Source organism: Pseudoalteromonas sp. S3431, assembly GCF_000690035.1.
Lineage (GTDB): Bacteria > Pseudomonadota > Gammaproteobacteria > Enterobacterales > Alteromonadaceae > Pseudoalteromonas > Pseudoalteromonas fuliginea.
Window position 1 is genome coordinate 30166 of sequence record NZ_JJNY01000007.1, and the last position, 24154, is coordinate 54319.

The window sequence follows — 24154 nt, forward strand, 5'->3', positions numbered from 1 at the left end:
CCTTTATAGTTACAGCGTAGTATTTTAGCTTTTAGGCGCTTCAACTTTTGGCTGACGATATATTTTTATAATGTGATATAAATTTACGAGCGACAATAAGCCGTTGGTAAAAATCACAGGTACTGCACCAATGGCAACACCATATGCAGTAAATACAATACAACCAAACATGTTGTACCAGCGTAGTTTTACTACATCAGTCATTGTTAACGATGCAACCAATAAAGCTGACGCAATATAACCTAAATATTCCCAACTCAATTGTTCTCTCCCAGCCTTTAGGTTAGCATTACACTACTGCTAGCTTATGACATTTATAAGTATTGCAAAGTAACAACAAAATAAAAAAGCTAACTTGCTTAAAAAACCTGAAAAAGTTTGCCGGAAAATACCAGCAACTTCTTAAATCATTACACGGGAAATGAAGGTAAAATAATACTCTTAGCAAAGCTAATAGTATTAGTAGCAAGTTAGCGTAAATTCTTAGTGTCTTAATGCTATCGTCATTAAGATGTAATAAATAGGACAAATGTCCGAAGAGCACATTGATGTTTCAATACCATTTTTCTAGTTACCTTGTTGATCAGCTTTTAACCTTTGCCGGTAGTAGCTATCAACAATCAAAAAAAGAAGTTCTGATCCATCAAGATCAGCCTTTAAGCAAGCTTGTGCTTGTACGCAGTGGCACTGTGTCGTTTAGTTACGATGTAGGAAATGGACGACGCCTGCTGTTAGGACAATTGGATTGTAACAACACCCTTATTGGTGAAATAGAAGCGCTAAATAATAATCCGTGTATTTATACGGTCACGTGTTTTAGTGATGTAACCTATAACCTTATTGAATTAAGGCATTGGCGCGCGCTGCTGCTTGAAAAACCAGAACTGAGTTTATACACAGCGCAGACTATAGCGGCTAAATTTCAAGAAAATCAAAAAATCAATCTAGATAAGCTATTACTACCGCTAAGCTACAACATAGCTAAAGATTGTTTACTAAGAGCCGAAAACAACAACCCTACACTGCTTAGAGCTTACCCTACGGTAAATGCAGAAGCCGAACGTTTTGCAACAACTGAGAGAGCTTACAGGCGGGTTGTTACAGAACTTGTAGAAAAAGGCTTAGTGCTTAGAAGTAACGATGGTTTGCAAGCGGTTGATATACCCAAACTAAGTGAATACGTAGACAGCTTTGCTCAGCTTTAAGGTTTTTGATTAATTGGCTTGGCTAGTTAAATAATTAGTAAAACGTTATCCATAAAAAGGTTATTTAAGGCCTTACAACATTCAGTTAAAAATTTGATATGAGTTGCGATTATCAGATTTTTAATATGACAATGTTAGAATGTGCGTGCTTGTACAGCAAATAATCCCCAATTCGCTTAATTAAGAGACCTATTTTGAGATAAGAAAATACTGTCGATAACTGGCCTATTGCAAGTAAATTCAACGCAGTTAGCGCTAAAAATTGCTGCTCGGGATGGATTTATTATCCAGAGTTCAGGTTATTTAAATATTTCAAAAAATTGCTCCAATGTATACCTTAAACAGCATTGCAATTAAATCGTGTTTTAATAGTCAACATTAATACCAATCCGTATAAACCTTTAAATAATCTAAACGGACTGGTATTACTTACTTTAGCTAAACATGTCTTTCACATCGTCAAGCATATCGTTGTATTCATCACTCGAGAACAGATCCATGGAAGGGATAACCCCTTTTTCTATATACACTTGTAAAGCAGCTGACTTATCAGAAACCTGGAGTGTTCCCTCTAAAATAGCGCCAATACGAATGAAATCGACATAACTTATTTGTTCTAACTTATAACTCGGATCAGCCCAACTTAAAGCGACATTAGAAAATTCTTCAGGAAACTCCCAAGCACGCATGATAGAAGAACCAATTTTCCCACTAAGCTTTTGAATTGCATGAGCTAAAAAGCTCGGGTTAGCAAATACTTCAGGATGACGCTCAGCTTCAGTTAAAATAGGTAACACGCCAATGTTATAAACCAATGCAGCTAGAGTGATTGAATCGCGATTTAATGAAGTATGTTTATTATTTTTTAAGTAAAACTCCATAAGTGTTATTGAATGACTCGCAACCGTTAATGTTTTTTGCCAAGCTTTGCCCATGTAGCCTTTAATTATCTCGTTATTAGATACAAATAATTGCTCCATAGCCATTGCTGTTGCAATATTTTTAATTTGACGAAGTCCAATACGTGTCACTGCTTGTTGTAAATTGGATACTTTTACAGAGCGCCCCATAATCGCACTATTAGCTACTTTTATCATACGAGCGGAAAGCGCGGGATCTTGTGATATCACATCTGCCATTTGCATCAAATTGACATCAGAGTTATCAGCAGCTTGGCGAACCTTTACAGCAACTTCAGGTAATGTAGGTAAAACGAGTGTATCGTTATTTATTCTATCGACTAAAATTGTTAATAATGCATTTTCTGTAGACATAGATCTGTCATCCTTTTGTTCTTCGATTGCAATGCAACTGCAAACTTCGACAATTAATTTTTGTAATTTTCATAGTACAATTAGTATTGTCTAACTTACCGTTAAAGTTAAGAAAATTATAGAAGTTTATTCCTTATTCTATGTCTTTTATCGCAAGGGCTTGTCTTACAACGCCTAACACTTGCTATTTACCATTTAGTTTTGCTTTAATGCAGTCACTATAAGCAAACGTTTATATGTATTTAGCTACTTAGCTGGTGCATAAAAATTATTAAACTTACTTTTCAAACAGGCAACATAATGATCTTAAATAAAATTAGCCAAGCAATTATGCTCTCTGGTGTCGTTTTTCTTAGTGCATGTTCTGAACAAGCGCCGTCTTCTACCGACAACACAGCCGTAGAGCTTGCTCAAAAAAGCAGTGCACAATCAGGCCCTAAGCTTATTAATGCAGATAAACAACGTTTAGATATTTACACCGACTTTAGTCTGCAAAGTGATTTATCACACCTGAGCGACAACCAACGAGCGATGGTTGCAAAGCTTATTGACGCTTCAAAAGTAATGGATGAGTTATTTTGGAAACAAGCATTTGGTGATAATAAAGATGCTTTTTTAGCAAAGCTAAGTGACGAAAAAGTACGTCAATTTGCCGATATAAACTATGGCCCATGGGATCGTTTAAATGGCGATAAAGCATTTTTATCCAGCTATAAAGAAAAGCCACTTGGTGCACAGTTTTACCCTGCTGACATAACCAAAGAAGAATTAAATAATGCAGACGTAAAAGACAAAACAGGGCTTTATTCTGTAATTAAGCGTGACGAGCAAGGTAAGCTTTATAGCGTACCCTACTCAAAAGAATACGCTGCAGAACTTGCAAAAGCAGCTGATCTTTTGCGCGAAGCCAGTAAGCTCGCCGATGACAAAGAATTTGCTAGTTATTTAAATCTTCGAGCTGATGCTCTGCAAAAAGATGACTTCCAAGTCTCTGACTTTGCATGGATGGACATGAAAAATAACCCTATTGATGTGGTTATTGGTCCTATAGAAACTTATGAAGATCAGTTATTTGGTTACCGCGCTGCTTATGAATCTTATGTATTAATTAAAGATTTAAAATGGAGTGAACGCCTAGCTAAATTTGCAGCATTTTTACCTGAGCTTCAAAAAGACTTACCCGTTGATGCTAAGTACAAACAAGAAGTACCAGGCTCTGACGCCGACCTAAATGCATATGATGTTGTTTACTACGCTGGGCATTCAAACGCGGGTAGTAAAACAATCGCAATTAACTTACCAAACGATGAGCAAGTACAGCTAGAAAAAGGAACTCGTCGTCTACAACTTAAAAATGCGATGCGTGCTAAATTTGATAAAATTTTAGTGCCAATTTCAGAGCAGCTAATTGTACCAGAGCAGCGTAAACACATTACTTTTGATGCATTTTTTGCCAATACGATGTTCCATGAAGTGGCTCACGGTTTAGGTATTAAAAATACAATCACAGGTAAAGGCACTGTTCGTCAATCACTACAAGAACACGCAAGTGCACTTGAAGAAGGTAAAGCCGATATTTTAGGTCTATACATGATTGAACAGTTACTTAAAAAAGGCGAAATTACTGAAGGCACTATTGAAGATTATTACACGACCTTCATGGCAGGTATATTCCGCTCAGTTCGTTTTGGAGCATCAAGCGCGCATGGTAAAGCAAATATGATCCGCTTTAACTTTTTTGCTCAAGAAGGTGCTTTTTCTAAAAATGAAGCAGGCTTATACCGCGTTAATATGGAAAAAATGAGCATTGCAATGGCCAAGCTTTCTCGCTTAATTTTAACCTTACAAGGTGATGGCGATTATGAAAAAGTAGATCAACTAATTGCAACGCATGGCGACATTAAAGAAGAACTTGCTAAAGACTTAGAAAAACTAAGTAAAGCTAATATCCCTGTAGATGTAACATTTAAGCAAGGTAGGGAAGTACTAGGGCTTAAATAAGTTTAGTTAAACTTAGTTAAACCCTAAAAAAGCGTTGCAGCTTAAAACTGCAGCGCTTTTTTTAGCTCTGTGATTTGTAGATCTGTATAAGGCACTGCTGGGTGCTTACCCCAAATTGGCGCAGGCCATGCAGCATCACTCGTAAAACGCGCAATATGATGAATATGTAATTGCGGCACCATATTACCTAAAGCCGCTATGTTTAATTTATCAGGTTTAAATACATCCATTAATAATTTACTTAGCTTGGCTGACTCTTTTAAATAAACAATTTGATCATCCTCAGATAAATCAATTATCTCTTTTAAGTTAGCCTGCCTAGGCACTAATACAAACCACGGATACAAGCTGTCGTTCAATAAAAGTACTTTACACAACGGCCAATCGGCAAGTTCTATACAGTCGCGTTTAAGCTCTGGCGCTAATTTAAATTCAGGGTTAGTCATTGTTATGTCCTACTTTGTCTTTAATAATTGCCACTTTATAGCATTTAGTTGCAGTTGCACACGCTTGGCTTTACCATTCAAAGCAATATTTATAAAAGCGAAGGCAACCTTGTGCTAAAAAAAATAAAACATCTTTCACTGGCCCTGCCATTAATGGTTGGCACCCTTGCTGTTCAAGCAAAACCTTTATCGCTGGAGCGTATTTTTGACGATCCAAGCCTTTCAGGTAAATCACCTGTGCAACTTAAATTTTCGCCTGACGGCAGCCGTGTGACTTATTTGCAAGGTAAAAGCGATGACTACAATCGCTACGATTTATGGGAATACAACCTAAAAGATAACACCAATCGTGTGCTAGTTGATTCAGCAAAGTTATTTTCAGGCCCAGAAAACCTATCAGATGAAGAAAAAGCACGCCGCGAACGCCAACGTATCTTTGGTAAAGGCATACTTGAATACAAATGGTCTAAAGATGGCAAAGCACTTTTATTCCCACTCAATGGCGACCTTTATTATTACGATTTAGCCTCTGCTAAAAGTAAAAAACTAACCGACACTGAAACATTTGAAACCGATGCACGCTTTTCACCTAAAGGTAACTACGTATCGTTTATTCGAGAGCAAAACCTATTCGCTTTAGAGCTTGAGTCTGGTAAAGAAATTCAGCTTAGTAAAGATGGCGGCGGCGTAATTAAAAACGGCATGGCCGAATTTGTAGCTCAAGAAGAAATGAGCCGCATGACAGGTTACTGGTGGTCAGGTGATGAAACTAAAATTGCCTATACCCGCGTTGACGAAACCCCAGTAAAAGAAGCTATCCGTAACGAAATTTACGCTGACGAAGTTAAATTATTTAACCAGCGCTACCCGTTTACAGGTACCGATAACGTTAAAATTCAACTTGGTGTGGTTAAGCTAAACGACCAAAAAGTAGATTGGATTGATTTAGGTAAAGATGAAGACATTTACATTGCGCGCGCTAAATGGCTAAAAGACGGCAATACACTGTCGTACCAATGGCAAAATCGCTCGCAACATAAATTAGAACTGCGTTTTTATAACAGCGAAACTAAAGCCCAAAAAGTAGCACTGACCGAAAATAGCGAAACGTGGATTAACCTACATTTTGATCTTGAGTTTTTAAAAGACAAAAAACATTTTGTATGGGCATCTGAGCGAGACGGCTTTAAACATTTATATCTGTATCGCACAAACGGTCAACTTGTACGTCAAATCACCTCTGGTGATTGGGCTGTTGATAGCTTAAAAGGTATTGATGAGAAAAAAGGCATTGTTTACTTTGCCGGTCGAAAAGATACACCGCTTGAAAGCCATTTATACAGCGCGCCTTTATTTAAAAAAGGCGATGCCAAACGTATCACCGAAAAAGGTCAGTACCACAATGTTGTGCTAGCAAAAGACAATAAAACCTTTATCGATAATAGCTCGTCTGATAATAAACCAAACTCAGCAGCACTTCGTAAAGTAAACGGCGAATTCATTACCTGGCTTGAAGAAAATAAGCTAGATAGTAGCCACCCCCTTACTCCTTATTTAAGCGACTTAACAAAACCAGAATACGGCACAATTAAAGCCGATGATGGCCAAGTTATGCATTACCGTTTATTTAAGCCTAGCACCATTGCTGATGGCAAAAAGCATCCTGTTATTGTTAACGTATACGGCGGCCCGCATGCTCAGCGAGTAACGAATAGCTGGCGCAGTAAAAACTTGTACTTTCAGTACATGGCGCAACAAGGTTATGTCATTTTTCAACTGGATAACCGTGGTTCGTACAACCGTGGTAAAAAGTTTGAAGATGCTATTTATAAAAAATTAGGTGTGGTTGAGGTTGCCGATCAAATTAAAGGCGTAGAGTTTTTACGTACCCTTGATTACGTAGACCCACAACGCATTGGTGTTTATGGCCATAGCTACGGCGGCTACATGGCACTTATGACTATGTTTAAAGCGGGCGATTACTTTCAAGCCGGCGTATCAGGTGCACCAGTAACCGATTGGGCTCTATACGATACACATTACACAGAGCGTTATTTAGGTCACCCCGATACAAATGCTAAAGGCTACGAAGACAGCGCAGTATTTCCATATGCAGATGGCTTAAAAGGCCCATTAATGATTTATCATGGTATGGCTGACGACAACGTATTGTTTACGCATTCCACTAAATTATTTAAACAGCTTCAAGATAACGAAAAACAGTTTGAAATGATGACCTACCCAGGCTCTAAACACAGCCTACGTGGGAAACAAGTGCAAACACACCTACATCAAACCATAACAAACTTCTTTAATCGTCATTTTGATGTTAAATAGATGAGTTAATATTAAAGGTAGACTAAAGGCTGATTGAAAAATCAGCCTTTTTTTGTTTTATTAGCAGCTAAGCCTAGATTAAATACACTTTTTAGCTACGCTTATTCTATGCACTTAATAGTGCAAACTCATAAAGGATAAATGTATGCTTAATCTTCGTCGTTTTAGTATTTTCCAACGTTTTGCCATTTTAGTAGGTATTGTTATTTTTGGCTTAATTGTATTGAGTATTTCGAGCTTAACTCACCAATACAATGCCCTTAAGAACGAACAATACCTTAAAACACAAAATGTAGTAGAAACCGCGTATAGCATAATCGATCACTTTTATGAGCTGGAACAAAATAAAGCGCTTACCCAAACACAAGCTCAATCCCAAGCGATACAAACTATTCGAGCACTTAGATACGATGAAACTAATTACTTTTGGATTAATAACTACCAACCAGAAATGGTAATGCACCCCATAAAACCGGCACTTGAAGGTAAAAGCCTAAGCAATAATAAAGATCCCGACGGGAAAGCATTATTTGTTGATATGGTAAATATAGTGAAAAAAGATGGCGAGGGTTTTATACCTTATAAATGGCCAAAACCAGGTAAAGATAAACCCGTTGAAAAAATTGCATTTGTTAAAGGATTTAATCAGTGGCAATGGATTGTTGGCTCTGGTGTTTACCTTGATTCAATTGATACCGCATTTTCAGAACAACGAAACCTAATTATTCTCAATGCTGTTGTAATGATATTAGCCATTATTTTACTTAGCTATTTTATTGGCAAAAGTATTCTTATCCCAACACGTCTTGCAGCCGATATGATGAAAGATATTTCTCAAGGCGAAGGCGATTTAACGCGCACTTTAAATGAAGAAGGCAACGATGAGATTTCTGAGCTTTCTAAATCATTTAATTCCTTTATATCAAAAATGCGTGAATCACTAACTAATGTTTCACAAAGTGTACGAGACGTTAATGAGCACGTTCATACTGTTGACGAATCAAGTAAAACAAGTCAATCGTTCATAGAATTACAAAACGACAGCTCTACTCAAGTTGCCGCCGCAATGGAGCAAATGACTCACCAAATACATGATGTAAGCCGTAATGCGGAAGCCGCAGAACAGGCTGCTAATGATGCAGCTAAAAATGCATCTACTGGTAAAAATGTTGTAGCTAAAACAATCACTGCCATAGAAACCCTTTCTAGCAATATAGAAACAGTGAGCCGTGTAACGGAAGATCTAGCTAACGAAAGCCATAATATAGGTTCTGTACTCGATGTTATTAGAAGTATTTCGGAGCAGACCAACTTACTTGCACTTAACGCTGCAATTGAGGCAGCTCGAGCAGGTGAGCACGGCCGAGGCTTTGCCGTTGTTGCCGACGAAGTGCGCACACTAGCGAGTCGTACGGGGAAAAGTACTGATGAAATTCAATCAATGATCACCAAGCTGCAAGAAGGTACTAAAGCAGCTGTTGAAGCCGTAAAAGCGAGCCAAACACTTTCCGTATCAACGGTTGATCAAGCATCATCTGCCAACACGTCACTTAACGAAATTGAAAGACTTGTATCAGTAATAACTGAAATGAACAGTCAAATAGCGCGTGCTACTGAACAGCAAACATCTGCAGCCGATGAAGTTAATTTACGTATTAATGACCTATCACATTCAACTGAACAGTCGTTAAGCAATACAAAACAACTTACCGATGCTAGTGATAAACTAAAACAAAGCAGCTCGGAGTTATCCAATGTTGTTAACCGCTTTAAGCTATAGTTTATATATTGAACTCAGAATAAAAATCAGCCTCGAATCACATTTTAAATAGTGTAAATTAAAAGCCCCAAATTATGGTTCATAATTTGGGGCTTTTATTTATATATTGAGGCCTGCTTATCTTTCCAGATTAAATTTTCAGCTGTATGTTTGGTAATTAAGCAAAGCAGTGCCTATTTATGGTATCTGGTTATTCTTCATAAATGACAAACATACTCTACCCTTTGGCCTCATCCTACGTTACATATATAAGTAACGCAGGAGCAACTACCTAGCCCACTAGGTTAAAAATTTCGAGTCGTGATCAAACCGCCATTGGGTATAACAAATTTTAATCCACAAAGGTCAACAGGCCTTAAATTTTATAAACAGTAACGAGCAAACAAGCTAGTTACTGATGCCGCAGTTGGCTTACCGTGCTGCCAATCACCACCTTCAACGCCACTACCCGCAATATCCATATGTACGTAAGGTAAAGGCTGTGTAGAGTCGTTACCGTGCTTATCTAGCCCACCTACGATAGCCATAAATGCCATTGGGAACTGATGCCCACGCGCAGTAACTGCAGATGCCGCGTTATTGCTAGATAAAACATCGTCAGCCAGCGTGCGTGGTTTAATAAAGTCGTAATCTTCACGGCGTGAGCGCGACACTTCTGCGCCATCGGCCCACAAATCTCCAAGGTCAGCTATTTGACGTGAAACACCAGCGCTACGAGCAGGACCATTTTCAACATACGCACCGTATGGACCCATTGCGCGAGCTGCATGACCCGTTAATGTAGCTACAGTAAATAACGTTGGATTAACCTCAGTTTTAGCTAAATCTTTCATTTCGCTAAGCAGGTCGCCCATTGCTAAACGCCCTTCTGCATCGGTGTTACCGATGCGTACACGGATACCTTCACGACTAGTAATTATTTCATCTGGTACAAAACAATCTGAGCCAATAGAGTTGCGAACAACGGCTAAGTACGATACTACTTTAACGCCTTTAGGTTGATAATCAGCAACTGCTTTCATAAAGCCAGCAACAGATGCTGCGCCGCCTTTATCACGACTCATGCCAGCCATATATCCGCCTACTTTTAAATCGGCTCCACCTGTATCGTATACAAGGCCTTTACCAACAAACATTAGGGTACGAGTAATTTCATCCTCTGGTACATATTCAAGCTTAACAACACGTGGGTGGTGGCGCTCAACTGCATACGATGCGCGAGCAACAGTGCTTAACATTGGGTAATTTTTATCAATAGCTGCAATATCATCGATTACATCAACCGCAATGTTTGAGCCTTTAAATAAATCAACACAGTAATCTGCAAAGCGCGGTGGAGCCATACGTTCAGGTTCAGTACCGCATAAATCACGCGCAGCATATTGACCAGCAGCAATTGCATTAACGGCTTTAATTGTTTGCTCGCTAGCACCAACTAAACCAATACTTGTTATCGGTTCAATACCTTCACCATGAAACTCACGCGCTTCTAATGGCTGCCATAATGCTTGGCAAGCACCTAAATAAGCAACTTCTAAAGCATGCTGATAACGGCTATCGCCATTTAAATTTGGTAAAAATAATGCAGGGTTGATACTACCCGATGCTTTCGCTTCGTTGATTGCAAGTTTAGCTGCATCAAAATAACGGCGCACATCGTCATAATCTCTGTTTAGTGGACCGGTTGGCGCAAGTACTACACGCTTATTTTCAATCACTAATAAAATAACTTGCTTACCAATGCGAGAATCTACTTTTGATTGTGCTAAAACAGCATCACGTAGCGAGTTATTTGGTAATTGAGAAAAGTCATCACTAATAATGATTAATGCATCATGTGATGCGAATTCAAGGTTAGCACTTACTGGCTGAGCCAACACGGCTTTTGGATATGCCATAAATAAAGGTCCTGTTAAAAAACATAAGCCCCTATTATCGTCGATTTGAATATTGAAGACCAGCAAGCTGCGATAAGTGTTTAGTTTAATCCACTTTTTAGTGGCAACTTGCAATTACAGGCTTTACAGCTTAATCGAGAATACTAAGTTGGAAGTTTTGATCTGGTTGATTTTTTATGCCCACCCCAATACCTAAAAGCCTGACCGGTTGCTGCACACCTCGCTGGAAAGCTTTAGTAAGTAGTTGTGTAAAAACCTCAGTATTTAATTGGTGATAAGCCTGATCCGCAGAGGTTACTATAAAATTCGCAAATTTAACTTTAACGCTCAGTTTATTAATCCGATTTTGTAATTGTTGTTTTTCCAAGCGCACCTTTAACTCATCTAACAACGTAGGCAACTGTTCTAGGCATTCTTGTAAGCTGGTTTTGTTATACTCATAGGTATGCTCAACACTTAGCGACTTTCTAATACGATTAGTAGATACCTTACCGACATACTCACCTGCACATTTTTGGTAAAGCGATACGCCAAAATTACCTACATGCTGTTGCATCCAATTTACGCCTTTTTCGCGTACATCTTTACCTGTATATAATCCTTTTAAATTGAGTTTTTCGAGCGTTACTTTACCGACACCCGGAATTTTACCCAGAGGTAACTGTGCTAAAAAATCATCCACCTCATCAGGTAATACAACAAACTGACCGTTAGGCTTGTTTTCATCACTCGCTATTTTGGCAATAAATTTAATAGGTGCAATACCAGCGGATGCAGTAAGCCCTGTAGCATTATAAATATCAGCTCTTATTTGCTGCGCAATAAGCGTAGCACTGCCTTTACAAACGCTACTATCAGTTACATCAAGGTAAGCTTCGTCAAGAGAGAGTGGTTCAATTAAGTTGGTGTAACGATTAAATACTTCACGTATTTGATTTGAAGCTTCTTTATAAACAGCCATGCGCCCAGGTACAATAACTAAATCAGGGCATAATTGTTTTGCATGATAATTAGACATAGCTGAGCGCACGCCATACTCTCTGGCAATGTAGTTGGCTGTAGAAAGTACACCTCTGCGACTATTGCCACCAATAGCAAGCGGCACATTGGCCAGCTTAGGATTATCGCGCATCTCAACTGCCGCATAAAAGCAGTCCATATCTATATGAATAAACTTTTTCATCACCATTACAACACTGTTTATTTATACAGCCATTATTGTTTAATCATTATTAATAAGCAAGCTCCTAAACTCTGATTAATCGATTTATTATGGTGGGTTCAAGTTTAGTAAACTCGTCATACATAAAAACAGCGCACTAATTACCTTGAGGTCATATCGTCATATTGATAATCTAGTGCTTTAAAATAAAGAGTTAAAGTGCATGCAAACGTTTAAAGATCAGCACCCTATTCATACTGACATTACTGTAGCGTGGGCCGATATGGATGCCCTTCAACACGTAAACAATGTGGTTTACCTGCGTTACTTTGAAATAGCCAGAATCGACTTTTTAAATAAAATAAACTTATTTGATACAATTAACCCAAGCGGCATCGGCCCTGTTATAAGCGAAAATAATATTCGTTATAAGCGCCCTGTTACTTTTCCAGATACCCTTACTGTAGGCGTCACTATTTCTGACATTAAAACAGACCGATTTATGATGAATTATACAGTATTTAGTCACGCACAAAATGCCATAACCACAACCGGTAATTCGAAAGTGGTTATGTTTGATTTTGAAACAGGTCAAAAAGCCCCTATTTCAGAGCCTCTTTTATCGGCTTTAATTAGCTACGCTCAAGACGAGCAATAAGGAAATTTTATGCAATACAGTCCACTAGGAAGCAGTGGTGTTAATGTTTCAAGAGTATGTCTAGGTAGTATGACTTGGGGAATGCAAAATACCCAAAATGATGCTGATGAACAAATAGCCTACGCACTTGCTCAAGGCGTAAACTTTATTGATACAGCCGAAATGTACGCAGTTCCTCCATCACCCGATACCTATGGTAAAACTGAACAAATTATTGGCAACTGGCTATCACGTAACCAACAAAAGCGCGATAAAATTGTACTTGCAACCAAAATTGCTGGTAACGGCTTAGCATGGGTTCGCGATGGCGGTAATATTACTCGCCAAACAGTAATAGAAGCAGTGGACGATTCACTCAAGCGCCTTCAAACCGACTACATAGATTTATACCAATTACATTGGCCAAACCGCTCTACCCCACATTTTGGTAGGCAGTGGCCAGGTATGCTTAAATTTACCGACGTAAACACACAAGAACACCAAGCTGGCATGCTGGATATTTTAGAAGGTTTAAACGATTGTGTTAAAGCAGGTAAAATCAAGCATTGTGGTTTATCTGACGACACACCTTGGGGAATAAGCCAATTTTTAAACCTGTCAAAAGAGCATAACTTACCGCGCATGGTATCTATTCAAAACGAGTTTAGCCTAGCGCATGCTAAAGACTGGCCGTATTTAATAGAGCAATGTGTTCATGAAGATATTGCCTACTTACCATGGTCGCCTCTGGCTGCCGGTTTATTAACGGGTAAATACTTAAACGGCGCTCGCCCTGAAGGCTCTCGCTGGACCTTTATGCAACGTAACGGTATTTTTAGAGATACACCAAACGCAGAGCAAGCAACCAAACAGTATGTTGAACTTGCGCATGATCACAATATTTCCCCTGCTCAACTAGCTCTTGCATGGTGTAATCAAGTAAACGGTGTAACGTCTTCAATTATTGGCGCAACAAATATGGCGCAATTAAAAGAAGATATTGATGCATTTGATATCACGCTAAGTGACGACGTACTTACAAGTATCGATGTTATTTTTAGAAACAATCCAATGCCCTATTAATACAAACCTAAACAGGTAACTAAATCACGTTTAATTACCTGTTTAATTGTCCAGTTAACTTACACTCCATTGCTGCTCAAGTAAGCATTGCTCATTAGCGTAAAGTCTTACTGTGAACACACTTTCGGCAATCACTTCACCTACGCCTGACGGCGTACCTGTCATAACCACATCACCATCTTCTAAACCCATAAATTCACTAATTTCGTGTAAAATTGAGTCAGGGTTATGCAGCATAAAATGAGTATCGCCTTGCTGAATTACTTCATTATTAATTTTAAGTTCAAATGTAAAATGCTTCATCGCATCGGTTAGCTCTACAAAATCACTTAAAATAACCGAGCCATTAAATGCTTTAGCGCGCTCCCAAGGTAGCCCTTTATTTTTTAATTTACTTTGCACGGTACGCTTAGTTAAATCAAGGCCGAGTCCAACGCCTACAAATTTTTTATTTTTAATTACAAAACATAACTCGGTTTCGTAATGCAGCGTATCGCCGTTATGAGCTGCAAATAGCGTATTAGTAATCGCGCTATTTGGTTTGTTAAATAACACCATTTGATCTGGCGTTTCGTTGTTTAGCTCTGCAATGTGTGCGGTGTAGTTACGGCCAACACACACTATTTTTGTTGGCGTTAATTCTTCGGATACTAGCTTTATTGAATTCATATAAATAATGTCTCAGTTATTGGGCCTGTTGACCTTTCAGGATTAAAATTTGTTCAATCTAGGGGCTATTTAATCGCGGCGCGAGGTTTGTAACCTAGTGGGCTAAGTAAAAACCGAGCAACAAAGAGTAAATAGCCCCTGGGCAGAACCCTTCGGGCAGCACATATTTGGCATTTGTGCTACGTTATCGCCTATTTATGGGGAATAACCACACTACACAGGCTCTGCCTTGCCTAAACACCAAACATACTGCTGCAAATTTAACCTCTAAAGATAAACAGGCCCTAACTAATAAGCGTTTCGAGTAAGCTCAAATTAATAGGTTTAAGTAAAACTCGGTCAATATTTAAATCTTTTATTTCTCTTGGATCTGGCTCTGCGCCACTTACAATCACTAAACGTAATTCAGGGTATCGTTCATTAATTTGCTGGCCTAAATCAATGCCACGCCCATCAGGTAAGTGCATATCTAACAATACTTTATTAAATTGCTGATCGTGATTGAGTATTTGTAAACATTGCGCGCAACTCGATGCAATCACGGTCTCTACACCTAAACTTTCTAAAAGTAGTTGCGTAATTTGCGCAGCATCGTGGTCATCTTCAACAAGTAAAAAACGCTGTTTCTTCTCGGTTAAACTTTTACTACTATTTATATTTTTAGGTTGTGGTGCGCTTTCAGGCGCCACTAAGTAATCTTGTAAACACTGGTACAAAACTGCACTGTCAACTGGTTTGGGGATTACATCGTTGAAACCAAGGGCTGCCAATTCCTCTCGAATGCCTTTCATCGTTGCCGCTGTAAGCGCAATTATTGGGCCTTTATAGCCCATTTTTCTAAGCTCTATAGTCGCTTCCTTGCCACCCATTACAGGCATATGAATATCAATAAAAATAATATCATATGGAGCTTTGTAAGCATCCGCAATACGCACTTTTTCCAGCGCTTGTTGCCCATGCTCCGCATAATCAACCCTTGCACCACAAGTACTAATCATGTGGCCAACCAACATGCGTAAATCGCGTAAATCATCTACCACTAATACACGTCCATGCACCTTACAAGGTGCTGATTTGCTTTGTAATTGTGGGGCACTGCTAAAATTAAGTACCTGTCGTTCTACTTCACTTATATCGCCCGGATACACAGAAATAGTAAATGTAGAGCCTTTGCCAATTTCGGAGTCTAAACTAATGCTTCCTTGCATACGCGCTAATAACTCAGCGCATATTGCCAAACCAAGACCAGCACCACCAACAGAGCGCGATTCTACATCGGCAATTTGCTCAAACGGTTTAAAAATCAGTTCTTGTTTTTCAGGGGCAATGCCCATACCTGAGTCTTTAATGCTAAAAAATAGCATTTCGCGCTCATCAACCCACTGTGTCCACGCATTAACAACTATTTCGCCTTTATCGGTAAATTTAACCGCATTATTTATCAAATTTATTAAAATTTGACGCACCCTTGTTGCATCTAGTTGTGCAACCAAAGGTAATGGCTGATTTGATTCAAAGCGAAGCGTAAGGCCTTTATCGAGCACAGACACACGCATTAATGTGTATACATCAGCAAGCATGCTATCGAGATTAACTTCACTTAGGGTCAGCTCTAGTTTATCGGCAGCTATTTTAGATAAATCGAGTACATCGTTTAACAAGCTCAATAAGTGCTTACCGTTTCGATAAATAACACCTAGCTCATTTTCTGCTTGCTGACTAAAGTCGCTCTGCATTAAGAGTTCGGTGTACCCTAAAATGGACGATAGAGGGGTACGTAATTCGTGGCTCAAATGAGCTAAAAAGCGATCTTTTGAGCGATTTTCGGCTTCGGCTTTTAAACGCTCTACTCGCTCGCCTTCAACATCTTTACGAGCAAGTGCATAACGAATAGCGCGTGCAAAACGGCTCGAGCTCATTTCTGTTTTTATTAAGTAATCTACTGCACCAGCATCAAGCGCCGCTGAATCTAATTCGTCGTTTGACTGCCCAGTAAGCATAATAATTGGGCCGCTAAAGCCATTCGCAATGGCTTCTTTTAATACATCTAATCCATTAGATGCACCTAGGCGGTAATCAAGCAGGCAAATGTCATGCTCATTTTTACTAAGCGTTTCAATTGCCTGCTCTGGGGAGCTAATCCATTGAATGTTAAACGTGTGTGAATCCAATTGGTCTAAATAGTCGCAGGTGAGTATGTAATCATCTTCATCATCTTCTACAAGCAGCAACTGAGTCACTTTATCTAACATAAAATCTCCTTTAATCGTTAAAAGTTGTCGGCAGCTCTACAAACTCTACCCAATACTTTCCTAGCGTTTTCATTAGCTCAACCAAGCCATCAAACGTCACGGGTTTGGTTATATACGATGCAGCGCCTAAGTTGTAACCTTTAACCATGTCCTCTTCTTGTTTAGACGTAGTTAAAATAACAACCGGAATACCTTTCAAGTTGGGATTTGATTTAATGGCCTCAAGTGCCTCACGGCCATCCATTCTTGGCATATTTAAATCAAGCAATATAAGTCCTGGTCGTGGCGACACAGCTTTATCTTCAAATTTACCTCTGCGCTCTAAATATTCAAGTAACTCAACACCATCTTCAACAAAGTGAAGCTCGTTAAGTACACGGCTTTCAGCAAGGGCATCTTGTGTTAGCAAACGATCATCTTCATCATCATCAGCCATTAAAATAGTAATCGGTTTTACTTTTGAATAGGGCATTTAAGCCTCTCCTTGCAATGTGAAAAGCGCAGCTTCCACAGGTAGTTTTATAACGAAGGTAGCACCTTCACCGTCTTTACTTTGGGCTGTAATTGTTCCACCGTGACGCTCTACAATACGCCGACATACAGAAAGACCAATACCAGTCCCTTTGTATTGTGAACGACCATGTAAACGCTGAAATGGAACAAATATCTTGTCGGCATAGTCTTGTGAAAAACCAATGCCATTATCTTTTATAGTAATAACTTGGAAACTTAAATGCGTATTATGATCAGCACTAAAAATATCCTCATGCACATAACTAATCTTTATGTGTGGGCTTACATCCGGATGCCTAAATTTAACCGCATTCGACAATAGATTTAAAAATAGTTGCTGCATTTGGCTTTTATCAGCCTGAATAACCGGCAAGTCTTCTACATCTACTCGTGCATTAGACTCTTTTATCGCAATTTCTAAATCACTTAATATATCGCTTACCACTTCGTTTAAATTTGTATCAGCGAAGTCTTTACCGCGCGTTGTAATGCGTGAAAACTCTAATAGATCGTTAATTAAGTTAGACATGCGTTGCGCCGCATTTTTCATACGGCCAATATAATCCATCCCTTTTTCACCCAGTTCATCTTTAAACATGGTTTCGAGGCGGTCGCTAAAGGCTTGAATTTTTCGAAGCGGCTCTTGTAAATCATGACTTGCCACAAAAGCAAACTCTTCAAGTTCTCGGTTACTTCGGCTTAGCTCATCAGAATACAGGGTTAACTCTTGCGTACGCTCAGACACTTTACCTGCTAATGTTTCATTTTGATTTTCAAGTTCTAGCCTATATTGCGCCGCGTTTCTTAAATTAAGTCTGGTCATAATAAACATACCAATAATAAGCAAAGCACTTGTTATGGCTGTAATGGCAAAGGTAATTTTTGCCTCATTTTTTATTTTTGCTAATTTCGAAAAGTGACTCACCTTAAAGAGTAATTCACGGTCTTGAATTTCATTAATATGTTCACGAATTTGCTTATATAGGTCTCTACCGCTATGTGTGTTAACTATATTTAACGCACGTCGTTCTTTATCATCTAATGCAAGATTAACTGTTTTCTTTAATTCACGTATTTTACGCTCAACAAGCAGTAACAACTCAGCAATTCGCTCAGCTTGACCATCAATTTCAGAACGAAGTGACTTTACATGATTAGTTTGTGCTTCTAACTGCCCAATAGCATCATAATACGGTGTTAAATAATCATCTTCTTCTGTTAATAAATAGCCACGCTGTCCTGACTCAGCTTGCACTATGGACAAATGCAGTTGCTCAATTGCAGTGGTTAGCATGCTGGTGTTGTCTAAACTCTTTTGGGTTTGCGTTAACCCCTGAATAGTATTTAACGCCAAAAAAGCATTACCCACAATAATACTTAGTACTACGACTATAAAAGCGGCCCATGTAACATTCGCTTTACCTTGCTGTTTTTGCTTGCTCATAGATGTATAAATGCCTTAGTTGAATTTACTAACCGTTATTATGCTCTGTAATATTTTGTAAACTCTCACTGCACTGCTGACAGTTTAAAATTATTTTATCTAGGGCCTCGAGTGCCTTTTGTTTGGGCATATCGTTTTCCAACACTAATTTAATTAGCTCCGCATTCATTGAGATTCTATTTAACGGGGCTCTTGCATCATGAACTAATTTATTAAGCATTATGGCTTCGTTATTTTCTTCAGACACTCTATTTCCTTTTATTTAACCTGAACTTAAATTACTTGTATTCACCAATCCCACCGTACGCATTAAGGCGGTTATAAAGTGTTTTTGTACTAATACCCAGCATTTGGGCTGCAAGCGTTTTATTACCTTGTACTTTATCAAGCGTGGCATGAATAAGTTCTTTTTCGACTTCTTCGATTGTTTGCCCTGCCGATACCTGCTTTTCAGCGGTTTTATTATTAACCCGAGAAAAAGGTGACTCTAAATTATCAGGCAGTGTAATTTCACTTGATTGCGGATCGCTCATAATAAATGCACGATGTATCGCATGGCGAATTTCACGAACGTTACCCGGCCATTCATAATTTTGCAGCTCTTTTAACTGTTCACTCTTCCAACTAAATGAAGTGCCATTTTCATCATTTAGTTGCTCTAAAAAAGCTTTAGCTAAAAGTGGAATATCTTCTTTACGATCGCGAAGTGGCGGTATATCGATAGGAAAAACAGCCAGCCTAAAATAAATATCTTCACGAATTACATTATTTTGCGCTAAATCTATAAGCGAGCGATTCGTCGCCGAAATAACTCGGCAATTGGTGGGTATCTCTTTATTTCCACCAACACGCGTTACTTTTTTAGTTTCAAGTACACGCAATAAATTTGGCTGCATATCAATCGGCATTTCAGTTACTTCATCTAAAAATAAAGTACCGTCGTTAGATTGTTCAAACACACCTTCCTTGCGCGCTATAGCACCGGTAAATGCGCCTTTTTCATGGCCAAATAATTCACTACCAATTAACTCTTTTGAAAGCGCACCACAGTTACTTGCAACTAATGGACCTTCGCACTGGCTAGCGTTATGGATAGCCTGAGCAACCACTTCTTTACCTGCGCCACTTTCTCCCATTAGCATCACGTTAGCATTTGTTTTAGCAACACGTTCAATCATGGTGTAGAGTTTTTGCATTGGCTCTGATTCACCGATTAAGCTACCAAAGTGGCGCGTAATACCACTGGGTTTTACTTTTTTAGCTGTTTTTTTAGGCCCATTTAAAACCAGCTCTAAGTCTTCTCGCTGTAATGGTTTTAATAAATGCCCAACATTAGGCTCACACATTTCAGCTAAAATCCCCTTAACTGAAGGATGGCCCGATATAAGTGTAATTTTTGGAGATTGACCAATCATTTTCAAATGATCAAGTAGGTGTAAACCGCTGCCGTCAGGTAACATAAAATCAAGCAGCACATGGTCGAAAGTATTATTTTCAAACCATTGGTGTGCTTCTTTTAAACTGGTTGCGGTGTTTATATTATGGCCGAGGAATTCGACTATGTGGCAAACAACGTCACTAAACTCAACGTCATCATCAACTAAAAGTATGTTTAACATGATAAATCCCTATGCTTTTTTATTATTCTACGCACCTTAAATACAAATTTAAAGTCACGCCTAGAATCTAATAACCTGAATTAACTTAAGTGATTCACTGCGTTTATATTACCAACTTAATATTTACGTATGCTTAAAAAAATCGATCACTAGGCGTGGTAATATTTCAAGATTGAATTTTTTTAATCTCGAAAAAGGAACACACCCTAAAAAATAATTAAAATCGTTTCTATTTATACAATGGTAGCAACTGTTATCATTACAAACTTAAAAAGGAGACGAAATGCAGCAATTAAAAACCTTGATTCACTCTGGTATTAATATTAATGAAGGCACTATTTTTACCCGCTTAACAGCCCGTGCCATTGTTACTAAAAATAATAAAATACTTTTAATGTATACAAATCGTTATGAAGACTACAGCCTGCCAGGCGGTGGAGTAGATGACGGCGAAAGTATTGAACAAGGCTTAATACGTGAGCTAAGCGAGGAAACCGGTGCACAACAAATAAGTGTAGTTAAAGCTTTTGGACTCTATGAAGAGTATCGCCCTTGGTATAAAGAGGACTTTGATATTATCCATATCAAATCGTATTGCTACGTCTGTAATATTGCCGACGAGCTGGGTAAAACACAACTAGAGCATTACGAACAGCAAAATGGAATGACCGCTAAATGGGTTAATATTAGCGATGCAATCGCACACAACGAACGCACGTTAGCAAATAGTGAAAAGCAAGGGTTATCGATCCTTCGTGAAACCTATTTACTCAAAAAGATTGCTAAACAACTTTTTTAATTACGACTCACGCTTAATTACTTATACGCCCTTTTACCTGCGTAGCTAACATGCGTTCAACTATTTACAGCTACGCATTTATACAGACCATTTTTGCATTAATATTTGTGTAATCTGAGCTGCGCTAATGTTCTCTCTTGGAATGTATTTTTGACCACACCACAAAGGTGAAAAGCCACTACCACCTAGCAATTCAGCCCTACTTCTTAAAGCCGTTATTGCAATACTTGCGTAAGGAAATGGTGGCACATGTGCAGGTATTGCACCAAGCTCTTGCATAACGCGATTACAAACGCCTCTCGCAGCACGACCTGAAAACAACGTAGTAAGCGCGGTACTATCTTTTTGTTGAGCTAAAATAGCATCACGATGAAGCTTTGACGTAGTTGCCTCATTACAGAGTAAATACGCACTGCCAACTTGTACCCCTGATGCGCCTAATGTTTGCATATGTGCTACATCATCCTCAGTTGCAATTCCACCAGCAGCAATTATAGGAACTGATACGTGCGCAACGCATTCTTGCACTAGTTCAGCCGTACTTTTATGCAAACTTAAATCCATAGATAAAAAATGACCACGGTGTCCGCCCGCTTCTAAGCCCTGGGCAATAACAGCATCTGCACCATTATCAGCAAGCCATTTAGCCTCCTCAACAGTTGTTGCGGTAGAAATGACTTTTGTTCCCCAACTTTTAATTTGTTCAAGCAAAGAAGGCGCAGGTAAACCAAAATGAAAACTCACCACGGCAGGTTTATAAGGCGCAATAATATCGATAACACTTTGATTTATTGGCTGTCGAGAAGCTTCGTCCGTTAAACTACTTTCAGCAATCGCGTATTCATTAAAATAAGGGGCTAATAATGAATGCCATTGTTGTTTTTGCAGCTTGGTATATTGCAAGGTTGAATGGCAAAAAAAGTTAAGATTATAAGGTTTACTGGTTGAGCGGCTAAGCAACTCTAGCTGTTCGATAAGCTGCTGATTAGAAAGCATCGCACATGGTAATGAGCCAAGCCCACCAGCCTCACAAACACTCGCAGCTAAGTTGGCATCTTGCACACCTGCCATAGGCGCTTGTATTAGCGCAACTGAAATATCAAAAAGTGTCCGTATCATTTTATTCTCCATGTAATTTTTTCTGCAACTTGCATTATTTACAGAACATATCAGAAAACTAACTAAATAAAAAATAAGCACACTCACAAATAAAAACAAAAAACTACAAATAACAATAGGTTACACTTAATTTTATATCTTTAAATAGTTGGTGTTCGTTTTGCACTACTACCTATACATAATTAGTAAGGAGATATAAATGAGTAACACAGTTAAAACGATTAATCCCGCAACTGAGCAAACCATTGAAACCTATACACTGCTTTCTCAAAAAGAAGCGGAGCAGGAAATAGAAAAATCTCACGAAACATATTTAAAATGGCGCTTAACGTCATTCGCTGAACGCGCGAAATATTTAAATAACTTAGCATCACTTTTTGAAGAGCAAAAAGAAGCGATTGCAAAACTTATGACCGAAGAAATGGGCAAGGTGTACAAGCAAGGCCTACAAGAGGTTGAGCTGTGCGCAGGCATTTGTCGTTATACTGCTGAAAACGGCCCACAAGTACTTGCCGATGAAGATCGCGAGATGGATGGCGGCCGTGCAATCATTAGCTACCAACCAACGGGTGTACTACTGGGTATTCAACCGTGGAACTTCCCGCTTTATCAGGTAATTCGTTACAGCGCCGCTAACATCATGGCAGGTAACACAACCGTATTAAAGCATGCTGGTAACGTATTTGGCATGGCTGAAAAAATTGAAGCGCTATTTAAGCAAGCCGGTTTCCCAGAGTACTGCTTCAACAACTTACTCATCGATGGTAAAACCGCCAGCTCACTCATTGCTCACAAGGCAATTAGCGGCGTAACCTTTACGGGTAGTGATGCCACAGGTAAAAAAGTAGCTGAAGAAGCGGGTAAACACGCTAAAAAAACAGTGTTAGAACTGGGCAGCAACGACGCTTACTTAGTACTTGATGACGCCGATTTAGAGCTTGCAGTTAAAACCTGTGTAACCGGGCGCATGATCAACAATGGCGAAACATGTGTTTCAGCTAAACGTTATGTTGTTGTTGAGTCACTTTACGATGACTTTAAAGCGCAAATAAAAGAGCAGTTTGAAGCCATGAAAATGGGCGACCCAATGGCAGACGACACAGACTTAGGCCCAATGGCACGTGAAGATTTACGCGACGGCATTCACGACCAAGTAATGGAGTCAGTAAAAGCAGGTGCAAACATAGTAACGGGCGGCGAAATACCATCGCAAACGGGTTACTACTACCCACCAACGCTACTTGATAATTTATCGCCAGGTATGCCTGCTTACGACGACGAATTATTTGGTCCAGTTGCTTCGCTTATTAAAGCCAAAGACAACGACGACGCAATGCGAATCGCCAACGACTCTCGCTATGGCTTAGGCGGTGGTATTTTCTCAAAAGATGAGAAAAAAGCCATTGAGCTCGCTAAAAAGCACTTTGACACCGGCATGATCAACATTAACGGCTACGGTTTAGCACAACCTAACTTACCGTTTGGTGGCGTTAAAGGCAGTGGCTACGGACGAGAACATGGCGGCTTTGGTATGCGTGAGTTCGTAAATGTTAAAAGCATTATGATCGCCAGCTAATTTAGCTACATAAATGAAATACGCGTTTTAAATAAAGATTTTTAATACGTGTTTAAAATACAAAAATTATTAAGCCTAAAAGTGGGTAACCACTTTTAGGCTTTTTTATTTATAGCTTTAGAAAGTAGTTTTCAGGAGACAATACTTGGTTTTTAGTAAGTGATAGTACCGAATTTTGGATATATTCGTAGGTGCGATTTTACATCGCGCTTTTGAGAATTAAATATCCTTCAAAATAAAAAGTTACAAACTAACCATTGCTACTTCATTAAATTTTAATAATTTAAAACTCAATTCACAATTTAGCTTATTTAATAAAAATGTAAGCACGCTACTTTTG

The 24154-nt window shown here is 38.9% G+C and carries 20 protein-coding genes; 8 read left to right on the plus strand and 12 right to left on the minus strand.

Going from position 1 to position 24154, the window contains the following annotated elements:
* Positions 1-24 precede the first annotated feature (24 nt).
* Entirely contained in the window at positions 25-261 is a 237-nt protein-coding gene (locus DO88_RS16235; RefSeq protein WP_007377025.1) for a YgjV family protein, read from the minus strand.
* Between the two features lie 287 nt (positions 262-548).
* On the opposite strand from DO88_RS16235, the gene DO88_RS16230 reads away from it, so the two are divergent.
* Positions 549-1205, plus strand: a complete 657-nt coding sequence (locus tag DO88_RS16230; RefSeq protein WP_002962665.1) for a Crp/Fnr family transcriptional regulator — start codon at positions 549-551, stop codon at positions 1203-1205.
* 434 nt (positions 1206-1639) lie between these two features.
* On the opposite strand, the gene DO88_RS16225 is transcribed toward DO88_RS16230, so the two are convergent.
* The gene (locus DO88_RS16225; RefSeq protein ID WP_007377026.1) at positions 1640-2479 is read right to left on the minus strand and encodes an HDOD domain-containing protein; all 840 of its coding nucleotides are present in this window, start codon (positions 2477-2479) and stop codon (positions 1640-1642) included.
* 300 nt (positions 2480-2779) lie between these two features.
* Between DO88_RS16225 and DO88_RS16220 the strand changes: the two genes are divergently transcribed.
* Positions 2780-4480, plus strand: coding sequence for a dipeptidyl-peptidase 3 family protein (locus DO88_RS16220; protein WP_007377027.1), 1701 nt, complete (start codon positions 2780-2782; stop codon positions 4478-4480).
* A gap of 41 nt (positions 4481-4521) precedes the next feature.
* Here the strand turns inward: DO88_RS16220 and DO88_RS16215 are convergent, their stop codons facing one another.
* Positions 4522-4926 carry an HIT domain-containing protein gene (locus DO88_RS16215; RefSeq protein ID WP_007377028.1) on the minus strand — a complete coding sequence of 135 codons (405 nt, stop codon included), beginning with the start codon at positions 4924-4926 and terminating at the stop codon, positions 4522-4524.
* Between the two features lie 111 nt (positions 4927-5037).
* Here DO88_RS16215 and DO88_RS16210 point away from each other — a divergent pair, with 111 nt between their 5' ends.
* Positions 5038-7263 (plus strand): S9 family peptidase, encoded by a 2226-nt coding sequence (locus tag DO88_RS16210; RefSeq protein ID WP_033023629.1) that lies wholly within the window; start codon positions 5038-5040, stop codon positions 7261-7263.
* Positions 7264-7408: 145 nt separating this feature from the next.
* The gene (locus DO88_RS16205) at positions 7409-9043 is read left to right on the plus strand and encodes a methyl-accepting chemotaxis protein (RefSeq protein ID WP_033038002.1); all 1635 of its coding nucleotides are present in this window, start codon (positions 7409-7411) and stop codon (positions 9041-9043) included.
* A 362-nt stretch (positions 9044-9405) separates the two neighbouring features.
* Here DO88_RS16205 and DO88_RS16200 read toward each other — a convergent pair whose 3' ends face one another.
* A complete protein-coding gene (locus tag DO88_RS16200) occupies positions 9406-10941 on the minus strand; it encodes a M17 family metallopeptidase (protein ID WP_033038033.1) in 1536 nt (511 codons plus the stop codon).
* Positions 10942-11071: 130 nt separating this feature from the next.
* Entirely contained in the window at positions 11072-12124 is a 1053-nt protein-coding gene (gene dinB, locus DO88_RS16195; RefSeq protein WP_033016120.1) for a DNA polymerase IV, read from the minus strand.
* Between the two features lie 202 nt (positions 12125-12326).
* Between dinB and DO88_RS16190 the strand changes: the two genes are divergently transcribed.
* Positions 12327-12761: an acyl-CoA thioesterase gene (locus DO88_RS16190; RefSeq protein ID WP_033038003.1), complete on the plus strand. Its 435-nt coding sequence runs from the start codon at positions 12327-12329 to the stop codon at positions 12759-12761.
* Positions 12762-12770: 9 nt separating this feature from the next.
* Positions 12771-13823, plus strand: a complete 1053-nt coding sequence (locus DO88_RS16185) for an aldo/keto reductase (RefSeq protein ID WP_033038005.1) — start codon at positions 12771-12773, stop codon at positions 13821-13823.
* A 54-nt stretch (positions 13824-13877) separates the two neighbouring features.
* On the opposite strand, the gene DO88_RS16180 is transcribed toward DO88_RS16185, so the two are convergent.
* The 6 genes from DO88_RS16180 to DO88_RS16155 form a co-directional block, all read right to left on the minus strand.
* Entirely contained in the window at positions 13878-14492 is a 615-nt protein-coding gene (locus tag DO88_RS16180) for a fumarylacetoacetate hydrolase family protein (protein WP_033038006.1), read from the minus strand.
* A gap of 284 nt (positions 14493-14776) precedes the next feature.
* Positions 14777-16744 carry a hybrid sensor histidine kinase/response regulator gene (locus tag DO88_RS16175; protein WP_033031441.1) on the minus strand — a complete coding sequence of 656 codons (1968 nt, stop codon included), beginning with the start codon at positions 16742-16744 and terminating at the stop codon, positions 14777-14779.
* A 10-nt stretch (positions 16745-16754) separates the two neighbouring features.
* Complete coding sequence (locus tag DO88_RS16170) at positions 16755-17216, minus strand: response regulator (RefSeq protein WP_007377037.1); 462 nt, start codon at positions 17214-17216, stop codon at positions 16755-16757.
* On the minus strand, positions 17217-18701 hold the full coding sequence (locus DO88_RS16165) for a sensor histidine kinase (RefSeq protein WP_008137547.1): 1485 nt from the start codon (positions 18699-18701) through the stop codon (positions 17217-17219).
* A gap of 28 nt (positions 18702-18729) precedes the next feature.
* The gene (locus DO88_RS16160; RefSeq protein ID WP_033016122.1) at positions 18730-18921 is read right to left on the minus strand and encodes a histidine kinase; all 192 of its coding nucleotides are present in this window, start codon (positions 18919-18921) and stop codon (positions 18730-18732) included.
* A 58-nt stretch (positions 18922-18979) separates the two neighbouring features.
* Positions 18980-20320, minus strand: coding sequence for a sigma-54-dependent transcriptional regulator (locus tag DO88_RS16155; RefSeq protein ID WP_007377040.1), 1341 nt, complete (start codon positions 20318-20320; stop codon positions 18980-18982).
* Between the two features lie 283 nt (positions 20321-20603).
* Between DO88_RS16155 and DO88_RS16150 the strand changes: the two genes are divergently transcribed.
* Complete coding sequence (locus tag DO88_RS16150) at positions 20604-21119, plus strand: NUDIX hydrolase (protein WP_008137549.1); 516 nt, start codon at positions 20604-20606, stop codon at positions 21117-21119.
* A gap of 78 nt (positions 21120-21197) precedes the next feature.
* Here the strand turns inward: DO88_RS16150 and DO88_RS16145 are convergent, their stop codons facing one another.
* Entirely contained in the window at positions 21198-22238 is a 1041-nt protein-coding gene (locus tag DO88_RS16145) for an NAD(P)H-dependent flavin oxidoreductase (RefSeq protein WP_033038008.1), read from the minus strand.
* 199 nt (positions 22239-22437) lie between these two features.
* On the opposite strand from DO88_RS16145, the gene DO88_RS16140 reads away from it, so the two are divergent.
* Positions 22438-23814 (plus strand): NAD-dependent succinate-semialdehyde dehydrogenase, encoded by a 1377-nt coding sequence (locus tag DO88_RS16140; protein ID WP_033038010.1) that lies wholly within the window; start codon positions 22438-22440, stop codon positions 23812-23814.
* Positions 23815-24154: the final 340 nt, after the last annotated feature.

Excerpts from the sequence above, each read along its gene's own strand:
- DO88_RS16190 (WP_033038003.1), top strand. The coding sequence starts at position 12,327 with ATGCAAACGTTTAAAGATCAGCACCCTATTCATACTGACATTACTGTA.
- DO88_RS16185 (WP_033038005.1), top strand. The coding sequence starts at position 12,771 with ATGCAATACAGTCCACTAGGAAGCAGTGGTGTTAATGTTTCAAGAGTA.
- DO88_RS16180 (WP_033038006.1), bottom strand. The coding sequence starts at position 14,492 with ATGAATTCAATAAAGCTAGTATCCGAAGAATTAACGCCAACAAAAATA.
- DO88_RS16170 (WP_007377037.1), bottom strand. The coding sequence starts at position 17,216 with ATGCCCTATTCAAAAGTAAAACCGATTACTATTTTAATGGCTGATGAT.
- DO88_RS16175 (WP_033031441.1), bottom strand. The coding sequence starts at position 16,744 with ATGTTAGATAAAGTGACTCAGTTGCTGCTTGTAGAAGATGATGAAGAT.
- DO88_RS16140 (WP_033038010.1), top strand. The coding sequence starts at position 22,438 with ATGAGTAACACAGTTAAAACGATTAATCCCGCAACTGAGCAAACCATT.
- DO88_RS16155 (WP_007377040.1), bottom strand. The coding sequence starts at position 20,320 with ATGTTAAACATACTTTTAGTTGATGATGACGTTGAGTTTAGTGACGTT.
- dinB (WP_033016120.1), bottom strand. The coding sequence starts at position 12,124 with ATGAAAAAGTTTATTCATATAGATATGGACTGCTTTTATGCGGCAGTT.
- DO88_RS16200 (WP_033038033.1), bottom strand. The coding sequence starts at position 10,941 with ATGGCATATCCAAAAGCCGTGTTGGCTCAGCCAGTAAGTGCTAACCTT.
- DO88_RS16165 (WP_008137547.1), bottom strand. The coding sequence starts at position 18,701 with ATGAGCAAGCAAAAACAGCAAGGTAAAGCGAATGTTACATGGGCCGCT.
- DO88_RS16160 (WP_033016122.1), bottom strand. The coding sequence starts at position 18,921 with ATGCTTAATAAATTAGTTCATGATGCAAGAGCCCCGTTAAATAGAATC.
- DO88_RS16220 (WP_007377027.1), top strand. The coding sequence starts at position 2,780 with ATGATCTTAAATAAAATTAGCCAAGCAATTATGCTCTCTGGTGTCGTT.
- DO88_RS16215 (WP_007377028.1), bottom strand. The coding sequence starts at position 4,926 with ATGACTAACCCTGAATTTAAATTAGCGCCAGAGCTTAAACGCGACTGT.
- DO88_RS16145 (WP_033038008.1), bottom strand. The coding sequence starts at position 22,238 with ATGATACGGACACTTTTTGATATTTCAGTTGCGCTAATACAAGCGCCT.
- DO88_RS16225 (WP_007377026.1), bottom strand. The coding sequence starts at position 2,479 with ATGTCTACAGAAAATGCATTATTAACAATTTTAGTCGATAGAATAAAT.
- DO88_RS16205 (WP_033038002.1), top strand. The coding sequence starts at position 7,409 with ATGCTTAATCTTCGTCGTTTTAGTATTTTCCAACGTTTTGCCATTTTA.
- DO88_RS16150 (WP_008137549.1), top strand. The coding sequence starts at position 20,604 with ATGCAGCAATTAAAAACCTTGATTCACTCTGGTATTAATATTAATGAA.
- DO88_RS16230 (WP_002962665.1), top strand. The coding sequence starts at position 549 with ATGTTTCAATACCATTTTTCTAGTTACCTTGTTGATCAGCTTTTAACC.